This is a genomic window from Kaistella carnis, assembly GCF_003860585.1.
In the GTDB taxonomy this organism is placed as follows: domain Bacteria; phylum Bacteroidota; class Bacteroidia; order Flavobacteriales; family Weeksellaceae; genus Kaistella; species Kaistella carnis.
This window is the reverse complement of sequence record NZ_CP034159.1, coordinates 3,043,687-3,061,584: the sequence shown is the minus strand read 5'-3', so window position 1 is coordinate 3,061,584 and position 17,898 is coordinate 3,043,687. Positions and strand designations below refer to the sequence as shown.

Annotated in this window: 19 protein-coding genes; 4 read left to right on the top strand and 15 right to left on the bottom strand. The window is 37.6% G+C overall.

Translation table 11 applies throughout. The features are described 5' to 3' along the window. Window positions 1-51: 51 nt before the first annotated feature. The 3 genes from EIB73_RS14200 to EIB73_RS14190 form a co-directional block, all read right to left on the bottom strand. Window positions 52-888, bottom strand: coding sequence for a dienelactone hydrolase family protein (locus tag EIB73_RS14200; protein ID WP_125025893.1), 837 nt, complete (start codon window positions 886-888; stop codon window positions 52-54). Window positions 889-985: 97 nt separating this feature from the next. Further along, window positions 986-1,852 carry a lipoyl synthase gene (gene lipA, locus EIB73_RS14195; RefSeq protein WP_125025892.1) on the bottom strand — a complete coding sequence of 289 codons (867 nt, stop codon included), beginning with the start codon at window positions 1,850-1,852 and terminating at the stop codon, window positions 986-988. Between the two features lie 135 nt (window positions 1,853-1,987). Next, the gene (locus tag EIB73_RS14190) at window positions 1,988-2,545 is read right to left on the bottom strand and encodes an RNA polymerase sigma factor (protein WP_125025891.1); all 558 of its coding nucleotides are present in this window, start codon (window positions 2,543-2,545) and stop codon (window positions 1,988-1,990) included. Between the two features lie 114 nt (window positions 2,546-2,659). Here EIB73_RS14190 and EIB73_RS14185 point away from each other — a divergent pair, with 114 nt between their 5' ends. Next, entirely contained in the window at window positions 2,660-2,956 is a 297-nt protein-coding gene (locus EIB73_RS14185; RefSeq protein WP_125025890.1) for a hypothetical protein, read from the top strand. 141 nt (window positions 2,957-3,097) lie between these two features. Here the strand turns inward: EIB73_RS14185 and EIB73_RS14180 are convergent, their stop codons facing one another. From EIB73_RS14180 to EIB73_RS14125, 12 genes are all read right to left on the bottom strand, one after another. Then, entirely contained in the window at window positions 3,098-3,511 is a 414-nt protein-coding gene (locus EIB73_RS14180; RefSeq protein WP_125025889.1) for a cytochrome C, read from the bottom strand. 20 nt (window positions 3,512-3,531) lie between these two features. Further along, window positions 3,532-3,792, bottom strand: a complete 261-nt coding sequence (locus EIB73_RS14175; protein WP_125025888.1) for a hypothetical protein — start codon at window positions 3,790-3,792, stop codon at window positions 3,532-3,534. A gap of 38 nt (window positions 3,793-3,830) precedes the next feature. Then, window positions 3,831-4,823, bottom strand: coding sequence for a cytochrome c (locus tag EIB73_RS14170; protein ID WP_125025887.1), 993 nt, complete (start codon window positions 4,821-4,823; stop codon window positions 3,831-3,833). 8 nt (window positions 4,824-4,831) lie between these two features. Further along, window positions 4,832-6,583 (bottom strand): cbb3-type cytochrome c oxidase subunit I, encoded by a 1,752-nt coding sequence (locus EIB73_RS14165; protein ID WP_125025886.1) that lies wholly within the window; start codon window positions 6,581-6,583, stop codon window positions 4,832-4,834. A 47-nt stretch (window positions 6,584-6,630) separates the two neighbouring features. Beyond that, window positions 6,631-7,065 carry an RrF2 family transcriptional regulator gene (locus tag EIB73_RS14160; protein WP_125025885.1) on the bottom strand — a complete coding sequence of 145 codons (435 nt, stop codon included), beginning with the start codon at window positions 7,063-7,065 and terminating at the stop codon, window positions 6,631-6,633. Between the two features lie 128 nt (window positions 7,066-7,193). Beyond that, window positions 7,194-8,078: a DUF72 domain-containing protein gene (locus EIB73_RS14155; protein ID WP_125025884.1), complete on the bottom strand. Its 885-nt coding sequence runs from the start codon at window positions 8,076-8,078 to the stop codon at window positions 7,194-7,196. Between the two features lie 298 nt (window positions 8,079-8,376). Beyond that, complete coding sequence (locus tag EIB73_RS14150) at window positions 8,377-10,032, bottom strand: ribonucleoside-diphosphate reductase subunit alpha (protein ID WP_125025883.1); 1,656 nt, start codon at window positions 10,030-10,032, stop codon at window positions 8,377-8,379. 392 nt (window positions 10,033-10,424) lie between these two features. After that, the gene (locus EIB73_RS14145; RefSeq protein ID WP_125025882.1) at window positions 10,425-10,634 is read right to left on the bottom strand and encodes a hypothetical protein; all 210 of its coding nucleotides are present in this window, start codon (window positions 10,632-10,634) and stop codon (window positions 10,425-10,427) included. 11 nt (window positions 10,635-10,645) lie between these two features. Then, window positions 10,646-11,620 (bottom strand): ribonucleotide-diphosphate reductase subunit beta, encoded by a 975-nt coding sequence (locus EIB73_RS14140; protein ID WP_125025881.1) that lies wholly within the window; start codon window positions 11,618-11,620, stop codon window positions 10,646-10,648. Window positions 11,621-12,105: 485 nt separating this feature from the next. Then, window positions 12,106-12,789 carry a hypothetical protein gene (locus tag EIB73_RS14135; protein WP_125025880.1) on the bottom strand — a complete coding sequence of 228 codons (684 nt, stop codon included), beginning with the start codon at window positions 12,787-12,789 and terminating at the stop codon, window positions 12,106-12,108. Between the two features lie 12 nt (window positions 12,790-12,801). Then, window positions 12,802-13,461, bottom strand: a complete 660-nt coding sequence (locus EIB73_RS14130; protein ID WP_125025879.1) for a hypothetical protein — start codon at window positions 13,459-13,461, stop codon at window positions 12,802-12,804. A gap of 14 nt (window positions 13,462-13,475) precedes the next feature. Continuing rightward, window positions 13,476-14,147 (bottom strand): hypothetical protein, encoded by a 672-nt coding sequence (locus EIB73_RS14125; protein WP_125025878.1) that lies wholly within the window; start codon window positions 14,145-14,147, stop codon window positions 13,476-13,478. Between the two features lie 327 nt (window positions 14,148-14,474). Between EIB73_RS14125 and EIB73_RS14120 the strand changes: the two genes are divergently transcribed. The 3 genes from EIB73_RS14120 (at window position 14,475) to EIB73_RS14110 (ending at window position 17,843) form a co-directional block, all read left to right on the top strand. After that, complete coding sequence (locus EIB73_RS14120; protein ID WP_125025877.1) at window positions 14,475-15,167, top strand: ABC transporter ATP-binding protein; 693 nt, start codon at window positions 14,475-14,477, stop codon at window positions 15,165-15,167. 76 nt (window positions 15,168-15,243) lie between these two features. Further along, complete coding sequence (locus tag EIB73_RS14115) at window positions 15,244-16,473, top strand: ABC transporter permease (RefSeq protein WP_125025876.1); 1,230 nt, start codon at window positions 15,244-15,246, stop codon at window positions 16,471-16,473. 101 nt (window positions 16,474-16,574) lie between these two features. Continuing rightward, window positions 16,575-17,843: an ABC transporter permease gene (locus EIB73_RS14110; protein WP_125025875.1), complete on the top strand. Its 1,269-nt coding sequence runs from the start codon at window positions 16,575-16,577 to the stop codon at window positions 17,841-17,843. Window positions 17,844-17,898: the final 55 nt, after the last annotated feature.

Genomic DNA, 17,898 nt, shown 5'->3' with positions numbered 1-17,898 from the left:
TTTTAACTAAAATAAAAATTCCCTATCAATTTTGATAGGGAATTTTCGTTTCTATTTGAAAATTTCAGTTAAAAAAGTCTTCATATCATTCCAGGATTTCTCATCGGCTTCTTTATTGTAAGCGACTTTTATGTTATACTTTTCTCCAATTGCTGTGGCTTCGGGATTGGTAAATGAGTGAAGGGCATTTGGATAATCAATGAATTTGTAATCGATCTTAGCAGAATCCATTTGTTTTTTGAACGCAGCAATTTCTTCGGCCGGAACGAAGGTATCTGCCTGACCATTACAGACTAAAATTTTAACCTCATTATTTTTCGGTTTTATTCCCGTCATTAAATTCCCGTGGAAAGAAACGACTCCTTTCAAATCATCTTCTAATCTGGCCATATTCAAAGCCTGAGCACCACCAAAACAATAACCAATGACCGCAATTTTGTTATAATCTGCATTATCAAATTTCAGCAGTTGTGCCTTTGCCTTGTCGAACTTCAATCTTGCATTAATCGGAACTTTATAAAATTCCCCTGATAAACTCGCAGCTTCCTCAGGATTATCCACCGTTTTTCCTTCCCCATAATAATCAACGATCATTGCGAAATATCCTAATTCTGCAAGTTGCCTGGCTCTGTTTTTTGTGTAATCAGTCACGCCCCACCATTCTGGTAAAACCATTACTACAGGTTTTACCTGATCTGCATCACCTTTGTACGCAACAAAAGATTTGTGCGTTTTTCCGTCAATATCATAACTTACCTCTTCAGTCGTCAATTCGCCTGTGGTTGATTTTACAGAATTTAAATTGGTAATATCATCTGTGTTCTTTTCCTGACAAGAGAAAGCAAAAAACAAGGAGAATGAAACGGTTAATATTTTAAGGATTTTCATAATTAAAGTTTAATTTTTAAAGATAAGAAATATACTTTACCGAAATAAAAAAACGCAATGTTATCGCTGCGTTTATAAATATTTTGAAGGGTAAATTTTAATGAATATGTTTTTCAGCGTGGTAAGAACTTCTGACCAACGGCGAACTTTCTACATGACGGAAACCTAAACTTCTGGCGAAATCCCCGAATTCATTGAACTCTTCGGGCGTAACAAATTTCTTTACAGGTAAATGTTTCTTTGTTGGCTGTAGATATTGTCCAATTGTGATTACATCAACGTTTGCATTTCTGATGTCTTCAATCGTTTGAAAAACCTCCGCATTTTCTTCACCTAAACCAAGCATTAAACCCGTTTTGGTTCTTTTTTGTCCCGCTTCTTTTAAATAAGATAAAACTTCTAAACTACGTTCGTATTTAGCCTGAATCCGAACTTCTCTCGTTAATCTTTTAACGGTTTCCATATTGTGAGAAATCACTTCCGGATGAACTTCTATTAAACGGTCGATGTGTTTTGTAATTCCCTGAAAATCCGGAATTAAAGTTTCCATTGTTGTTCCGGGCGAAATACGACGAACGGCATTCACTGTTTCTGCCCAAAGAATAGAACCCATATCCTTCAAATCATCACGGTCTACCGAAGTTAAAACGGCATGCTTGATTTTCATCAGCTTAATTGACCGCGCTACTTTTTCCGGCTCGTCCCAGTTCACATCTAAAGGTTTCCCTGTTTTTACTCCACAAAATCCACAGCTTCGGGTACATATGTTTCCCAAAATCATAAAAGTTGCAGTTCCTTCTCCCCAACATTCGCCCATATTTGGACAACTTCCACTTTGGCAAATGGTGTTGAGTTTATATTTATCTACCAAAGTACGGAGTTCACGGTAATTTTTTCCGGTCGGAAGTTTTACGCGAATCCATTTTGGTTTTTGAGTCGTAGTATCTGTAAGAGTTTCGTTCATTTTTAAATATAAATAGCAAATTTACGAATAAGGTTTGGAATACATTTTATGAAAGCCCAGGAATAATCGCGAATCTAAAAGTGTGTGGAATAATGTTATGGTTGGTACATTACAATTCCGCAAAAAAGAATGAAATCAATCTTCAAACTCATTATTCTTCAGTAATTCGGCCAGCAATTTTTTCGCCCGCATAATCCTAACTTTCGTGTTGGCCACCGTTAAATTTAACTCTTCGGCGATTTCCTTAATACTTTTCTCTTCAAAAAAGCGCAACTGAATAATGTCTTTATAATTAGAATCTAAACTTTCAATAATGGATAAAATTTGTTTTTGATCTTCTTCTGAAATTAAAAGTTCTTCAGGAGAAAGCGCCAAATGGTTTTTAAAGCCATCAAAATTATCGGTAGAATCTTCGTTTTCCCGGGATTTTTTCCGCCAATAATCGATGATGGAATTTTGGGCAATGGTGAGGATCCAGGTTTTAAACTGAAAATTAGGATCATACAAATCCAACTTCAACAACACTTTTGAAAATATAGAAACCGTAAGTTCATCCGCAATATGCTCGTCCTGCACTTTTTTCATAACAAAGCTAAAAACATCGACCCAAAATAAATTAATGAGCTGCGTTTGGGCTTTTTGATTTTTATTTTTCGCAAAACCAATCAGGGATAAAAGATCTGTATTTTTCATGACTGAAACAAAGATATGAATTTGTGAACTGTGATGCCGAAATCTTTCAAAATTGTCTTGAAAAATTTATTTTAAAATCTTATCTTGCAAAACTAAGTTTAAAAGAATATTTGTATGAAAACTAAAAAGAAATATAAAAAACAAGTCTTAAAATCATTGAAAGAACTGGCAAAAACAGAATATAATTTGCTCGAAACAATGACCAATTTAATGCTGTTGAAAGAATTTAAGGAAAATAAAATCGAATTTAAAAAAGGAGATACTTTTTCCTTCGAGGACAATATTTTTGATTACAGTGAAGACAAAAACATCAGAAAGATGGCAAAACTTCGTAAGAAAATTATGAAAACAATGCAGTCTTTGGTTGAAAACTCAGATTTTAAAGATAAAGAAATAGAGTTTTTAGCATAAAAAAAATCCGCTAAGATGAGAAACGGTTTCAATTATATTGAAACCGTTTTTGTATTATATATCTTTCTTTTTAAATTTCCTCATTTTCTTTTGAGAGTATGATTTTCTTTGTGGAATAACGGCTTGTAAAGAATCTATTTTTTAATAAGGAAGTCCGCTGAAATACGTGATCAAATAATAGGCTCCCCAACCTGCGATTAAAATCATAATAATCCACATCCATACAGGAACAGTTTGGGGTGTTTCACTGCCTTCTATAACGAAACTTTTTTGGTTTCCTTTGTCATAAGCATTGATCATCAAAGGCAAAACTCCATCTACAATATCATCGTCTTTCAAGCCTTCTACACTTACGGAAGGTCCATTTTTCACAATAAATCTTATCTTCCGAATCCCTTCTCTTCCTGTGGGAGATTTACTTACAATTTTCAGTACATGTTCTCCATCCGGTAATTTTGACGTATCAAAATCAAAAACGATCGGAGTTTCCAACTCTGCAAGTGGTATGGTTTCATCGTCTATAAAAAGGAAGACGGAACTTCTATCTTTGGTCATCTTTTTACTTTTTTACTGGATTAATTTAAAATAGAGTTCTTGATATGATCCTGGTCTTTTTCTCCCGGTTTCACTAAATATTTTAACGAATAAACAAAAGTAAATACCGTTAATACCGCAATAACAGCCACGATGATCCAATCGAAATCGCCCCGCGGTCCTACTCCATGCGTAAAGTCTCTTGTCACGGCGGGCTGCTGTAATTTACAAGCCTCGCACGCAAAAGCAAAGTTGATTACCAGTAAAAAAAAGATCACTGCGGTGTTTCTAATATGTTTCATAGGTTTTATTTAAGGTGGTCATTAATATTGAAAATCATTTACTTCAGTTGATCCATTACAGCTTTTACCTGTTCCAGAGTGACCGGTTTCGCGTTATTACCCCAAGACGATCTCTCATGATTCATAATGGCAGTCACCATTTCGGGCGTAAAGTTAGCGTTGGTACCCACGGCCGGCATTGGTCCGTAGCCCGGTCTTCCGGTATACCCTTTCATAATGATGGTTGCATAGACCGTAATATCATCACCACCAACAATAGGACTTCCTTTCAGCGGTGGGAAAGCTCCGGGCAATCCCTCTCCGGACGCCTGGTGACAACTTGCACAGTTAGCAGTATATAATTCGCCTCCATCCGGTAGTGCATCTGCAGCGCCTCCTGCAGCGGTTTTCTTGACTTCTTTTTTATAAAGGAATTCCTGAGGTTTTACACCTTCCGGTAATTTGGTTTGTTTTAAACTTTGTAGATATGCAACAAGCTGAAGTGCCTTTTTCGTAGCGACGATCTTTTTAAATTTATGTCTCAGAAACTCTTCCGGAACTTTCACTTCAATATCTCCTTTTGAAATGTAATCTTTCTCTTCAAAAAGGAAAGAAAACGAAGGCATGATGGATTCTTTTACGACAGCTCTTGGCTGATATAAATGTAGCAATTGCCAGTCGCTGCTCGGTTGTCTTTCACCAATGGTCGTTAAATCCGGTCCTGTTCTTTCAGAGCCCAATAAATTGGCCGTATTTCTCCAGACATCTGTTCGGTGATTACCCGCATAATCTGCAGGAATACTCGGTCTGGCCCCAAAAACCTTATCCATTTCAACTTCGCGAACCTGTTGCGTATGACAGGCAATGCATCCATTTTCTATGTAGATGGCTTTCCCCGCAAGTTCATCTTTGGTTAAAGGTTTGGCATCAGGAAGTGGCTTATAAATTTGCTGGTTGGTAAAAGCAGGCAAAATCGCAATCTGTAAGGTAAGAAACAGAAATAAAATTAGGGCTGACCAAAACAAAGTTTTATGATTATTTAAAAATTCCATTATTCCAGTTATTTTGTAGGGATGTATTCAGTGTTCTTAAGTTGTCTTTTAGCTTCCAATATTTCAGCGGGCGTTCTCGGAATCATAACTTCGGTTTTTTTGTTGACCATTTTATAAAAATTATACGCAAAAACCATATGAGAAATCCACATCATGGTTCCACCGATGGCGCGCCATAACCAATAAGGAGCCATTAAAACGACACTTTGAATAAAAGGTTTATTGTCCATCCAAAGCAATCCTTTCGCAGTAGAACCGATCATTAATGAAACGGTGTAGAACAGTAATCCAATCAAGGCCAGCCAGAAATGGATACCTACGGAAATCTTGGGAGGTTCTTTTCCCGTAATCCTCGGAATTAAGGTATAAATAAAACCCCATAGCATAAAAGTGATGATTCCATACATGGTCAAGTGCGAGTGCGCCACCGTGAAATCGGTAAAGTGCCAGATCAAATTGGTAAAACGAAATGCTTCTACCGTTCCCTGCATGGAACCTGTGAAGTAAAAAATAATACCGATGATATAGAAAGGAAGTGTGTAGGAATTTTTCACCTGATACCAAGCGCCATTAAAAGTGAGTAAGAAGTTAGCAGTACCCGCGACTACCGGAATTACCATACCTACACTCGCAACGATAGCTACCGTTTGCATCCACCAGGGAATTGCACTGAAAATAAAGTGGTGACTTCCAATTAAAGTATAAAATATAATCTGAGTCCAAAATGCAAGTATTCCTAAACTGTAAGAGTAAATCGGTTTATTCAGTTGTTGCGGTAAAAAATAATACATTAAACCGAGGGTTAGAAACATGAACCACATTCCTACACCCTGGTGCATATAATATCCCTGAATGATAGTTTCGGCCAATCCGTCTTGCCAGAAAGGAATATAAGCAACCACCAAAATCACCACCACATACATCATGGCTGCAATAATATACCAGTTTGAAACGTATATTTCTTTGGTCACCCTTTTTGCTACTGTAACCAAAAAATTGTAAAGGGAAAGAATAATACCCGCCGCGAAAATCGCCATCACGGGCCATATATATTCGCGATATTCTCCGCCTGCATTATTAATTCCCGCCATTAAGCAGATGGTACCGGATAAAACGGCAACATTCATTAAAATTAAAGTGTACCAGCCGAGTTTTAGGCTGTGAATCTGAATATTGCTAACCCGTGGAATAACATAGTAAGAAAGCCCAACCATCGCAAATGATGCCCAACCCCAAAATACCATATTGGTATGCACAGGACGCAGCCGCCCGAAACTTAGCCAACTTACGTGATCCGCATCTGGTGCGATGAATTTTATGCCGAGATATTCGCCAACCGTCGTACCGAAAAGCAACCAGAAAATTGAAAAACCGATAAAATACAGAATCAATTTTGCTAATTCAGAGGAAATATATTTCTGAGGAACAAAACTTTTCTTGTGTGGAATAAACCGAAGTTCTTCAATAACATTGATGTTATGAATAATCCCCTTTTCATCAGAAGGCGGGTTACCGCCAGACAATTCATTAGCGGGAATCTGATATTCTGCTTCCTTCTTTCTCTTCTCGTACGCCTGAATCTCTTCGGGTGTTAACTTTTCTAATTTCTTATTGAATTCAAAGAGTTTGCGTCGGTTCCTTAAATCTTTATACGTACTGTAGGTCTTCACAATAGCAATGACCAGCCCGGCAAGAACCGGCAGTAAAATAAGAAAAACCGTAATTTGAATTCCTGATTCCCCAAAAATTGAATTATTCATATAGAAATATTAAAAGATAAAATTGTCCTTTATTATAGTAAAAAAAACTAGCGCTTTAAAAACGTAATCCCATCGGAGACTTCTTCAGCCAAAGATTTCAGCGTAGCCCTCTGTAAGGTTTCCCTCATCTCGTCCCGAATTTTCACAAAACTGAAATGCATCGGACAAGGTTTTTGTCCATCACATCTTCTGAGACCTAACGTACAGTTTTCAAAAATACCATCACCATCCATTGCTAATACAATATTTAGGAGTGATACTGAATGTAAATGATCATCTGTTATAAAAAACCCACCATTCGGACCTTTAATCGAAGACAGCACTTCGGTTCGGGTTAATTTCTGTAATATCTTCGCCATAAATGCGGGCGGGGAATCGGTATGTTTTGCTACTTCTATTAAACTTACTTTCTCATTTTTAAGAGAATGCTTGGCAACATAAATCGCTGCACGAATACCATATTCACATGACTTTGAAAACATATTTTTATAACTAGAACAAATGTAAATAATAATTTAATAAAAGACAAATAAGTCCTTTATTATTTTCTACTCAATTTTAACTAATTTAAAATCGAGTAAAAAGTGGAAACCACCAATTTTAAAATAATCTAGAATTTGGTTTTTACTTCTGCCATAACCGGAACGTGAATTTTCATATCAAACTCTTTATTCACTTCTTCAATAAAATAGGCAGATAAAAGCGGAGAGGCTTTCTCGATATTCTGGTGAACAAAGAAATACAGATTTTCCAAGCCTTCTTTCTTCCAAAGTTTAATTCTTTCCAGCCAGTCATCAAGTCGGGTGTAATCGCTTTCAGCGTTGGCGCCAACATAACGGATAAATGCAGTTGGTGTCGTAAGCCGCATATGCAACATATCTCTTCTTCCAGCCGTATCTACAATGATATTGGTAATGTTGTGCTTCTCAAAAAGGTCCATTGTTTTGTTGAAAATTTCTTCATCTGCAAACCATTCACTGTTTCTTAATTCTATGGCAAGCGGAACTTCTTTTGGCCAGTCCTGAATGAATTTTTCTAAACGCTCGTCATCTTTCGGTTTAAAATTATCGTGAAGTTGCAGGAAAACCATTCCTAATTTTTCATCAAAATTTAATACGGAAGTTGCAAATTGCGTCACCACATCGGTAATATTCAACAGCCTTCTGTAATGCGAAACCGTATTTGGGATCTTCGGAAAGAATTTAAAATCAGCCGGCGTTTTATCTTTCCAGGTTAGAACCTGCTCTGCCGACGGCATGCTGTAAAAAGTAGCATTCAACTCAATCGAATTAAACTGAGTAGAATAATACGTCAATTCATCTTTCGTCCCTTTTGGATAAAAGCCTTTCAAATCGGTCTTGTTCCATTTGGCACATCCGATGGAAACATTGAAATCTTTGGATTGAGTTTCCTTTAAAATTTCTTTGGTTCTTGGATGATCTTTGGGAAGGGTAAAATCAATTTGCGAAGGGTCTTCTACTTGTCCGAATTTCATAACTGGTGCTGATTTAGAATTAGAAGTTTAAAGTTATGGATTTTAGATTTATGTTTATTAATATTCAAACGTAATAAAAATATTTAACGCAAAGAAATACAAAGTTTTCTTACAAACATTCTGTTTCTAACTCGCTTTTAAGTTCGCAAAGGCGTTTTACTTAGGAAAGTTCACAATGAACTATAATCTGCTGGCATTTTAGAAAAATCAATCGCAGATCATTCAAAATAGTTTAATAAAAAAACCACAGAAATAATCCTGTGGTTTGTATAAAGTCTATGTTTTTCTTCTCTAATGTTTACGCTTCACAACTCGAACACGTCACAAAGTTCACCATCATTTCTTTCGAAACAGAAGAACTTCTTTGGTAATACAAAGATTTCACTCCTTTCTTCCAAGCCTCGATATATAGATAATTCACATCTTTCACCGGCATAGTCGATGGAATTTGCAAGTTCAATGATTGTCCCTGATCGATATATTGTTGTCTTTGTGCAGCCTGAGAAATAATTTCCATTGGAGAAATCTCTCTAAATGTTTTGAATACTGCTTTTTCTTCGTCACTCAATTCAGCAAGATTCTGAACAGAACCGTGATTCAACATAATGGTTCTCCATGTATCTTCGTTGTCGATTCCTTTTTCCTGAAGTAATTTCGCCAAGTATTTATTTTTACGCATAAAGTTTCCTTTCGCCAAACCTGCTTTATAATAGTTCGAAGCAAACGGTTCAATTCCCGGAGAAGTCTGTCCTAAAATCGCAGAACTTGAAGTCGTAGGAGCAATCGCCATCGTTGTGGTATTTCGCATTCCGTAGCCTTTCAACAATTCCGGCTCACCATAAATATTCGCCAACTCCTGAGAAGCAACAATCGACTGCTCTTTAATTTGTCTGAAGGCTTTTGCATTAAACTGCGTCGCTTCAAAACTTTCAAACGGAATCATATTTTTCTGCAGATAAGAATGGTATCCGAGAACCCCCAAACCTAAGGCTCTGTGACGCAAAGCAAAGTTTCTGGCTCCCGTCAAATAATAATTCCCTTCTGTTTTTTCAATGAATTCCGACAAAACAGCATCCAAGAAATAGATCGCTAATTTCACCGCATCCGTATCTTTCCACTCGTCATATAATTCTAAGTTCATCGAAGAAAGACAGCAGATAAACGATTCCGCTTCGCTGGACGGCAACATGATTTCGGAACACAAATTACTTGCATTCACGGTCATTCCCTGATCTTTGTAAACTTGTGGTTTATTTCTATTCACATTATCAGTGAAGAAAATATACGGCAAACCTTTCTGTGCACGACTTTCTAAAACTCTCGCCCAAATTTTACGTTTGTCCATATCGCCATCGATCATGTCCTGCATCCAATAATCCGGCACACAGATTCCGGTAAATAAATTCTGAATCGGACTTCCAATATCTTTAATCGATAAAAACTCTTCAATATCTCCGTGGTCGACATCCAGATAAGCCGCAAAAGCACCACGACGAACGCCACCTTGCGAAACCACATCCATTGCAGTGTCATACAATTTCATAAAAGAAACTGCACCCGAAGACTTTCCGTTATCCGTAACCGCTGTTCCACGATTTCTCAGTTCCCCAAAATACCCCGAAGTTCCGCCCCCAATTTTGGTCTGCATAATCACTTCCCCTAATTTGTGCGTAATTCCTTCAATATTATCCGGTACATGAACATTGAAACAAGAAATCGGCAACCCTCTTTCCGTTCCCATATTTGCCCAAACCGGCGAGGAGAAACTGATCCAGCCTTTTCTAATCATTTCCTCAAAGGCAGGCTGCAATTCCGGTTTATATAATCTTTTCGCTGCTGCTGTTGTAATTCTGGTAATGGCACCATCTACGGTTTCGCCTTTCAACAAATAACCGCGGTTTAACATTTGCTCCGACTCTTCGTTCAGCCACCAGATTTTTGATTGTTCTTCCATATTTTCTTTCTCTAAAATGTACCGCGTACAATGTGTTTTTTATTATTTTTTTGAAGCATCCAATTTTTGCTTCTTTTATATCTCAGTCCCGCTTTCCGTTGCAATCTGTCATTGCGATAGAAAAGGGTTAATCCATTTGAATTTACGATTCGCAATGCCAGGATTTCCACTATAATCGGGGCTAGAAACTTCTGTCGTTTTTCTTTTGAAAATTCCTAATACCTTTTAAAAACCTTGACAAGGTTGAATTCCAAAATAAGTTTTGGCTAAAGACAATGGAATTTTTCTTTCTTTTAAAAGGGCTAAAGCCCGTTCCTATTGACATCACAATGCTCTAACAGCCTTCTCCTAAAAGCTTTATTGATAAATCTATTTCTGATAAAACATTTATATCATTCAGAATTTTCAAGAATACTGATAATATAATCAAGTTTATTTTTTAAATTTTCTACATCATCCTGAAGATCATTCAATTTATTTTCCAATGTTTCTATTCCGAGATCCGTTTTTGAAGGAATTTCATTATAAATATTCCCTAGTCGTTCATAAATACTATCAAAGTATTTATTCTGGTTTTCAATTTTCTCTATTATTTCTTCCATCCAGAATTTCTTTAAAACAAATCGTTCTCAGTAATACTCTTATCGTGTTTCGTATAATCAACCGGTCTTTTGGCGAAGAAATCATCCATTGAATTGGCGAAAACTTCTTCCTCAAACCAAACCATCGGACGGTATTGTTCGGGCGAAATGTTGTAACGGGTTTTCATATTGATTTTCTTCAAACTGTCATCCACACGGAATTTCATGAAGTTCAATAAGTTCTCTTTGCTCACATTATCGATTTCGCCCATTTCGAAAATCCAGTCCAGGATTTCTTCTTCTACATTGATTGAATGATCGACCAAAGTGTAAATATCTTCGATGTCTGAATCGGTTAACAAATCGGGTTGTTCCTGACGGATTTTGTTGATCAGATAAATCCCCGCATTAGCGTGAATCTGCTCATCAACGGAAGTCCAGGCGATAATGTTGGAAACGTTTTTCATGTAACCTTTGAATCTTGTGAACGATAAAATAATCGCAAACTGAGAGAACAAAGAAACGTTTTCAATTAAAATACTGAACAACAATAAAGAGGATACATATTCTTTTGCCGTTGTAGAATTGGCATGTTTCAGAACGTTAGAAAGGAAATCAATTCTTTTTTTAATGGCAGGAATTTGTATCACCTGATTAAACTCGTCATTGTACCCTAAAACTTCGAGCAAACGGGAATACGCTTCGGAGTGACGGAATTCGCATTCTGCAAAAGTTGCTCCCAAACCATTCAATTCCGGTTTCGGCATGTGATTGTAAAGATTTCCCCAGAAGGTTTTTACAGAAACTTCAATTTGGGCAATCGCTAAAAGAGCGTTTTTAATCGCGTTTTTTTCGTGCGGTTCTAACTGCGACTGGAAATCCTGAACATCTGCCGTAAAATCGACTTCGGAATGCACCCAAAATGATTTGTTAATGGCTTCCACAAACTGTAAAATTTCCGGATATTCAAATGGCTTGTACCCTACTCTTTTGTCAAAAATTCCCATAGTAAAAACTTATTTTTTAGATCACTTCTCTTGGAAAAGCAAATTATATAACGATATGATTATTAAATGGTTGCAAAAAGAATGAACTAGAATGTATAGAATTTCTCCTTTAATGCGTTCCGTACAAAAATAGGAAATGAAAACATACTAAGAAAGCGGTAATGATTAATTGATTGACTATAAGGTGTAAAAGTTTTCCACATTCACACAGACCTCGCTGTGGCATTACCTTTCCTTCATAAAAGCACCGCTGAGGGTCCATGTTTAGGAAAACATTATTAAACAATTGCTGTAAACCCGCTACTGTATTGACTTACCTTTTAAACTGAACCTTTTTAAGGAAAATTTAAAAATAATCCTGAAGAAAGTAAACAGATATTGCAAAAATGAATACATCATAAACGCTCAACAAAAAAAATCACTTCAACTTTCGCTGGAGTGATTGTATAAAAAGATCAGAATTTCTAACTCAAATAAGGAGCCTCTTAAAAACCTGCAGGTTTTGGTATGACTGAAGTTGATCCATCCGTTCCACCAAGATCTAATCCTGCGCCAGGAGTTGGCGTGGCGATGTTTTTAGTGATCAATTCTTTAAAAACCAACAACTGTAATCTGATATTAAAACGGTCCCCATTCGAAGGAACACCACCTGCTTTTGTAAGTTTAGAATCAAGATACCTTGCCCGCACCCACCAAGTTCCGCCTGAAACGTAAGCTACAAAATCCGGACTCGCCTGATAATATGGAGAGGAGGTTTTTGTTGCATTCAGATCATGCCTTGTGTAAACATCAATGTCTGTCGCGGAATTTTCAATACTGAAACTTCGAACAGCTACGGTAAAGTCAGCCGCCGAAATTTTTGTGTCGTAAGCAGCAACGCCAACATTGCTCACTCTCGTAAAAACAAGATTTATATAATTAACCAGTGAAGAATTTCCCACGGATGGATCATATACATCTAAACTTCGGTTGGAAGACGCCATAAATTTAATCGGAAGTTCCTGAGGATCACCCGGAGCACGAAGGTAAAGTTTGTCGGCATGAACAACACCATTTACATCTAGATTTTCAGTAGGATTTCGGGTATTGATTCCTACCTTATTATTGGTTGCCTGCGCTTGCAGATCTACTATTAAAAGCAGCATCGCAAAAAATATAATTTTTTTCATCATTTTCTTATTTTATTGTAGTCCAAGGGGCGTATTTGTAGAAACTCCGGAATAATTTGGCGTCGCATTCTTACTTACGGAGCCGGTAAAGGTTCCCCAATTTTTTACAAGGGTTTTCTCATATACGATGAAGGAAACATCCCAGGTTCCATTAGCATTACCGTCAGTTCTTGCTCCGTTAAAATTCAAACTGATCACATATTTTCCGGTGGCCGATCCTGTTCCAGCCTCCACGGTGGCCAAATAAGTTCCATGAACCGGCGTTGCAGTTGATCCCGAAGCGGTGGGCGTTGCCTGTATTATATTTGCACCGGTAAAAGTCGCCTCCGCTAATCCAAGAAAATACTTGTTTACGTCTAAGCCCGTATTTAATTTAAGAACCCGTACGTCATCTACGTTGCTTATTTTCACGGTGTATTTATTGATGGGAACCACGGTTCGCGTTCTTGTGTTGAGCACTTTCACTTCCCCAACCGGATTTGAATCTTCTGATCGAACTAGTAAGTTGTAATCGCCGGTCACCACTTTGGTATCTGTTAGAATAAGATAATCATCAAGAAGAATATTACCATTAACATCCAGCTGATCTCTCGGGGTTTGTGTCCCAATACCTACCTGGCAATATAACATAGCAGATAGAGACAATCCAATAATTGTAGTTATTTTTTTCATAAAATTGTGTGTTTTTAATTTGTAATCAACGCCGTTGCTGCTGCACCGGTGGTAGCACCATTTAGATCAACTGTTACAACTTTATTTCGTGCAAAAGTTTTATCAAATATCATCAGACTTACATTCCACAAGCCTTGTGTCGTGGTAGTACTGGGCGGTGCGAAACCATTATAATCTGCTTTTATCCACCAGGTTCCCCCTTGTTCATACGTATAAACCTGCGCTACAGGACCTAAACGTCTTGATTCCACAGATGTAGAATTCAGCACAACAGGAAGATTAAAATTGAAGGAGTTGACAATCAATACATACTTACTGGCGTTGATTCTCGTATCGTAAGCATTCACCCAGTCTTTATCAGCGTTATCTGTTTTGATATTATACTGAATAATACCAAAAGGAGCAGGAAAAGTATTGGTTGGAGTTCCACCAGTGGACTGCACATTGTAAGTCGTAATCCTGTTAGCGCTGGTTGATTTCAGAAGAAAAGAGTAATTTTCGCCAGGGGAAAGCTCAGGAATTTGTGAGGCAGTGGAGTTAAGATCTAATATGAGATCTTTTGCTTTCATAGTGCCGTTTACATGGAGTTTTTCTTCAGGATTGTCGGTGTTGATCCCTACGTTCCCCGTTTGCGCAGATAATGCGTACGCAGAGATAAGCAGCAGTAGCTGAATCTTTTTTTTCATCGGTGTTGTGTTTTTGTGTTGTGTTTTTTTGACTATTTCAACTAAATGAAATTATCAACCGTAAAATTACTAAAAATAAAATTAACAGACAATAATATGTTTTAAAATACCTTATTACCCTCATTAGTTACAGATGATGTAAGGGGAATTGCTAAAAAATGCTAATCGTACAAAAACAAAAGAATTGTTCCCATCTGAACTCATTATTTAATCATTACCATTACCTACACTTTTAATTAAAATTCATTATTTTCATATGAAGATGCAGTATTATTTGTAACAAATAAAATAAAAGCGCTACCTATTATAAAATTAATCCACCGCTCGATGCTAGTAATCAAAGACCTCCATAAATCATACGACACCGGAAAGAGTAAGCTTCATGTGCTGAAAGGAATCGACCTCACCATTGGGGAAGGCGAATTCGTTTCTATTATGGGAAGTTCCGGCTCCGGAAAATCAACCCTGCTAAATATTATTGGTATTTTAGATGAAAAAGATTCCGGTACCTATGAACTTGATGGGATTCCGATTGAGCATCTTTCGGAAGTAAAAGCGGCAGATTACCGCAGTCGATTTTTAGGATTTATTTTTCAGTCTTTTAATCTTATTGGGTATAAAACAGCCCTGGAGAACGTGGCACTTCCCCTTTACTACCAGAATGTTCCCAGAAAAGAAAGAAACCAAAAAGCCCTGGAATACCTGGCAAAAGTAGGTCTCGCCGATTGGGCAACACATTTACCCAATGAAATGTCGGGTGGTCAAAAACAAAGAGTCGCCATCGCACGTGCTTTAATTACAGATCCGAAAGTAATTCTTGCCGATGAACCCACCGGTGCGCTGGATTCAAAAACAACCTACGACATTATGAAATTGCTGCAGGAAATTAACCGTGGCGGAAAAACAGTCATCGTCGTCACGCACGAGCCAGACGTTGCTGCAGAAACAAAGCGAAATGTCATCTTAAAAGATGGAATTATAGAAAGTGACGAATTTATAACCCAAAGAGTTTTACAATAACAAATAAAAATATGCTTCGAAATGAATAACAAATGAATTTGAAGCAGATCACTTTTTAAGAAAAAAAATATAAGTTATGTTTGATATCGATCGCTGGAGAGAAATTTTTGAATCTATTCGCAGTAATATATTGCGGACGGTACTTTCCGGCTTCACGGTAGCGTTGGGCTTATATATCTTCATCGTTCTTTTTGGAATTGGTGCCGGCTTGCAAAACGCCTTTACAGAAGGCTTTGCCAGAGATGCCACCAACCTCATTACCATTTTCACCAGAAAAACAACCATCGCTTACGGAGGTTTACAATCGGACCGCCAGATTGTTCTTAAAAACGATGACTATAAGCAGATCACAAGTGAAGACACTCATATGATCGAAAGCGCAACACCACGTTATTCCGCAAATATGACGGTAAAATATGGTCGAGAAAGTGGAAATTACCAGATCAGCGGAGCGAATCCTGATGAAAAAATTATCGAAAACCGCCAATTGACAGAAGGCAGATATTTAAATCCGCTTGATATGAAGCGCATGCAAAATGTAGCGGTCATTGGACGAATGGTGCAGCGGGATTTAATTAAAAACGGAAGTCCAATTGGGAAAGACTTGGATATTAATGGAACGATGTTTAAAGTAGTCGGCGTTTTCTCTGACGACGGAGGCGATTTTGATGAAAGAATGATTACCGTTCCCATCACCACCTTGCAGCAGTTAAAAAAAGGTTCAGATACCGTAAGTACTATTTTCATTACATATAATCCTGAACTCAAACCGGCGGAAGCCATTAAATATGGCGAAAAATTAGAGAAAGAACTGAAAGCCAAACATAAAGTTTCCCCCGATGACGAAAATGGAGTTGTCGTAAGAAATAATGCTAAAAATATGGGCGAAACATTTCAGTTTCTTTTCATCATTACGGTAATTGTTGGTTTTATCGGCATGGGGACCTTGCTCGCGGGAATTATAGGAATCAGCAATATTATGGTCTACATCGTGAAAGAAAGAACGCAGGAAATAGGCGTCAGAAAAGCCATCGGAGCGAAACCCAGCAGTATTGTAGGTTTAATTATGCAGGAAAGTATTGTTATCACCGTAATTTCAGGACTGATCGGTGTTGGACTGGGAATATTAACATTAACATTAATCGGCGACAGTTTAGAAAAATATTTTATTAAAGATCCTTCCGTAGGTTGGGGAATTGTGATCGTGGCGTTTGCCAGTTTAGTGATCTCAGGATTGGTTGCCGGATTTGTACCCGCCTATCGGGCGAGTAGAATCAGACCGATCGAGGCGTTGAGAAGCGAATAGTTTTTCGATAAAAAAGAACATATAAAAAAACAAAGTTATTAAAAGCACTATTCAATTTATTTCGAATTAATTAGTGATTTACACTTATAGAAATTGACACCATGAACATCATTTTCAAAATAGACACCTGGCAAGAAATTTATTATTCCCTCAAGAATAATAAGTTGCGCACCTTTCTTACCATGATTGGTGTGGGTTGGGGAATGTTTCTTTTCGTGGCCCTCTTAGGAGCAGCCAAAGGAATGGAAAACGGTTTCGATAAAACATTTTCTGGTTTTGCGACCAACTCCATTTTTCTTTGGGCACAGAACACTTCTATTCCCTATGATGGTTTCCCGAAAGGCCGTAAAATGGATCTTCATTTAAGTGATCTTGATTTACTTCCGAAAAAAATTCAGCAGATCGATTATATATCGCCTCAATCTTCCCGTGGAAATTTTGGGACGCCGGGAGAAGCCTTTTCCAGAAACGGAAAGAATGCTACCTACACTTTAACGGGAGATTTCCCTATTGGAAATAAAATTTCGGAGAAAAAATTGATTTTTGGTCGGTACCTAAACGATGCTGACATCTCCGGAAATAAAAATGTTATCGTGATCGGGGAAGAAATCTATAAAAACTTTTTCGATGCTAAGAAGAATGAGAATCCTATTGGTAAATCCGTTAATGTAAAAGGGATTTTCTTTAATGTCATCGGCGTTTTCCGCGTGAAAAAAGGCGGTGGAATGGAGAATGATCAATCCTCATTCATTCCTTTCACTACCTTTTCAAAAATGTATAATAACGGGGACAAAGTAGGATTTTTTGCGATCGTAAGTAAACCTGATGCCGATTTAACTGTAGTTGAAGATCAGGTAAAAGCAGAACTCAAAAAAAAATACAATGTTTCACCGGAAGACACCAATGCTTTTGGAAGTTTCAACCTCGGAAAGATGTTCCTAAAGCTGACCGGGTTTTTAAGCGGAATGCAATTGCTGACGATTACCGTAGGAACTTTAACCATTTTAGCCGGCGTAATCGCGATCTCGAACATTTTACTTATTACGGTGAAGGAGAGAACAAAAGAAATTGGAATCCGTCGGGCTTTAGGTGCTAAACCGGCAGAAGTACGAAATCAAATATTACTGGAAAGTGTCGTCATCACGCTTTCTTCAGGTATTCTAGGATTCATATGCGGGATTTTTCTACTCATGATTCTCGATCTTGTGACGAGAGGTCAGGATAGTTTTCCGTTTTATAATCCGACGGTGAATTATGGACAGGTTTTCGGTGCCATGGCAATTATGGTTATTTTAGGTTTGATCATTGGAATGATTCCCGCCCAAAGAGCCGTAAAAATTCGCCCGATTGAAGCGTTGAGATCAGAGTAAGCGGTATGTTGCGGTATGTTTAATAGTGCGAATGGTCTATTAATAACAACATTTA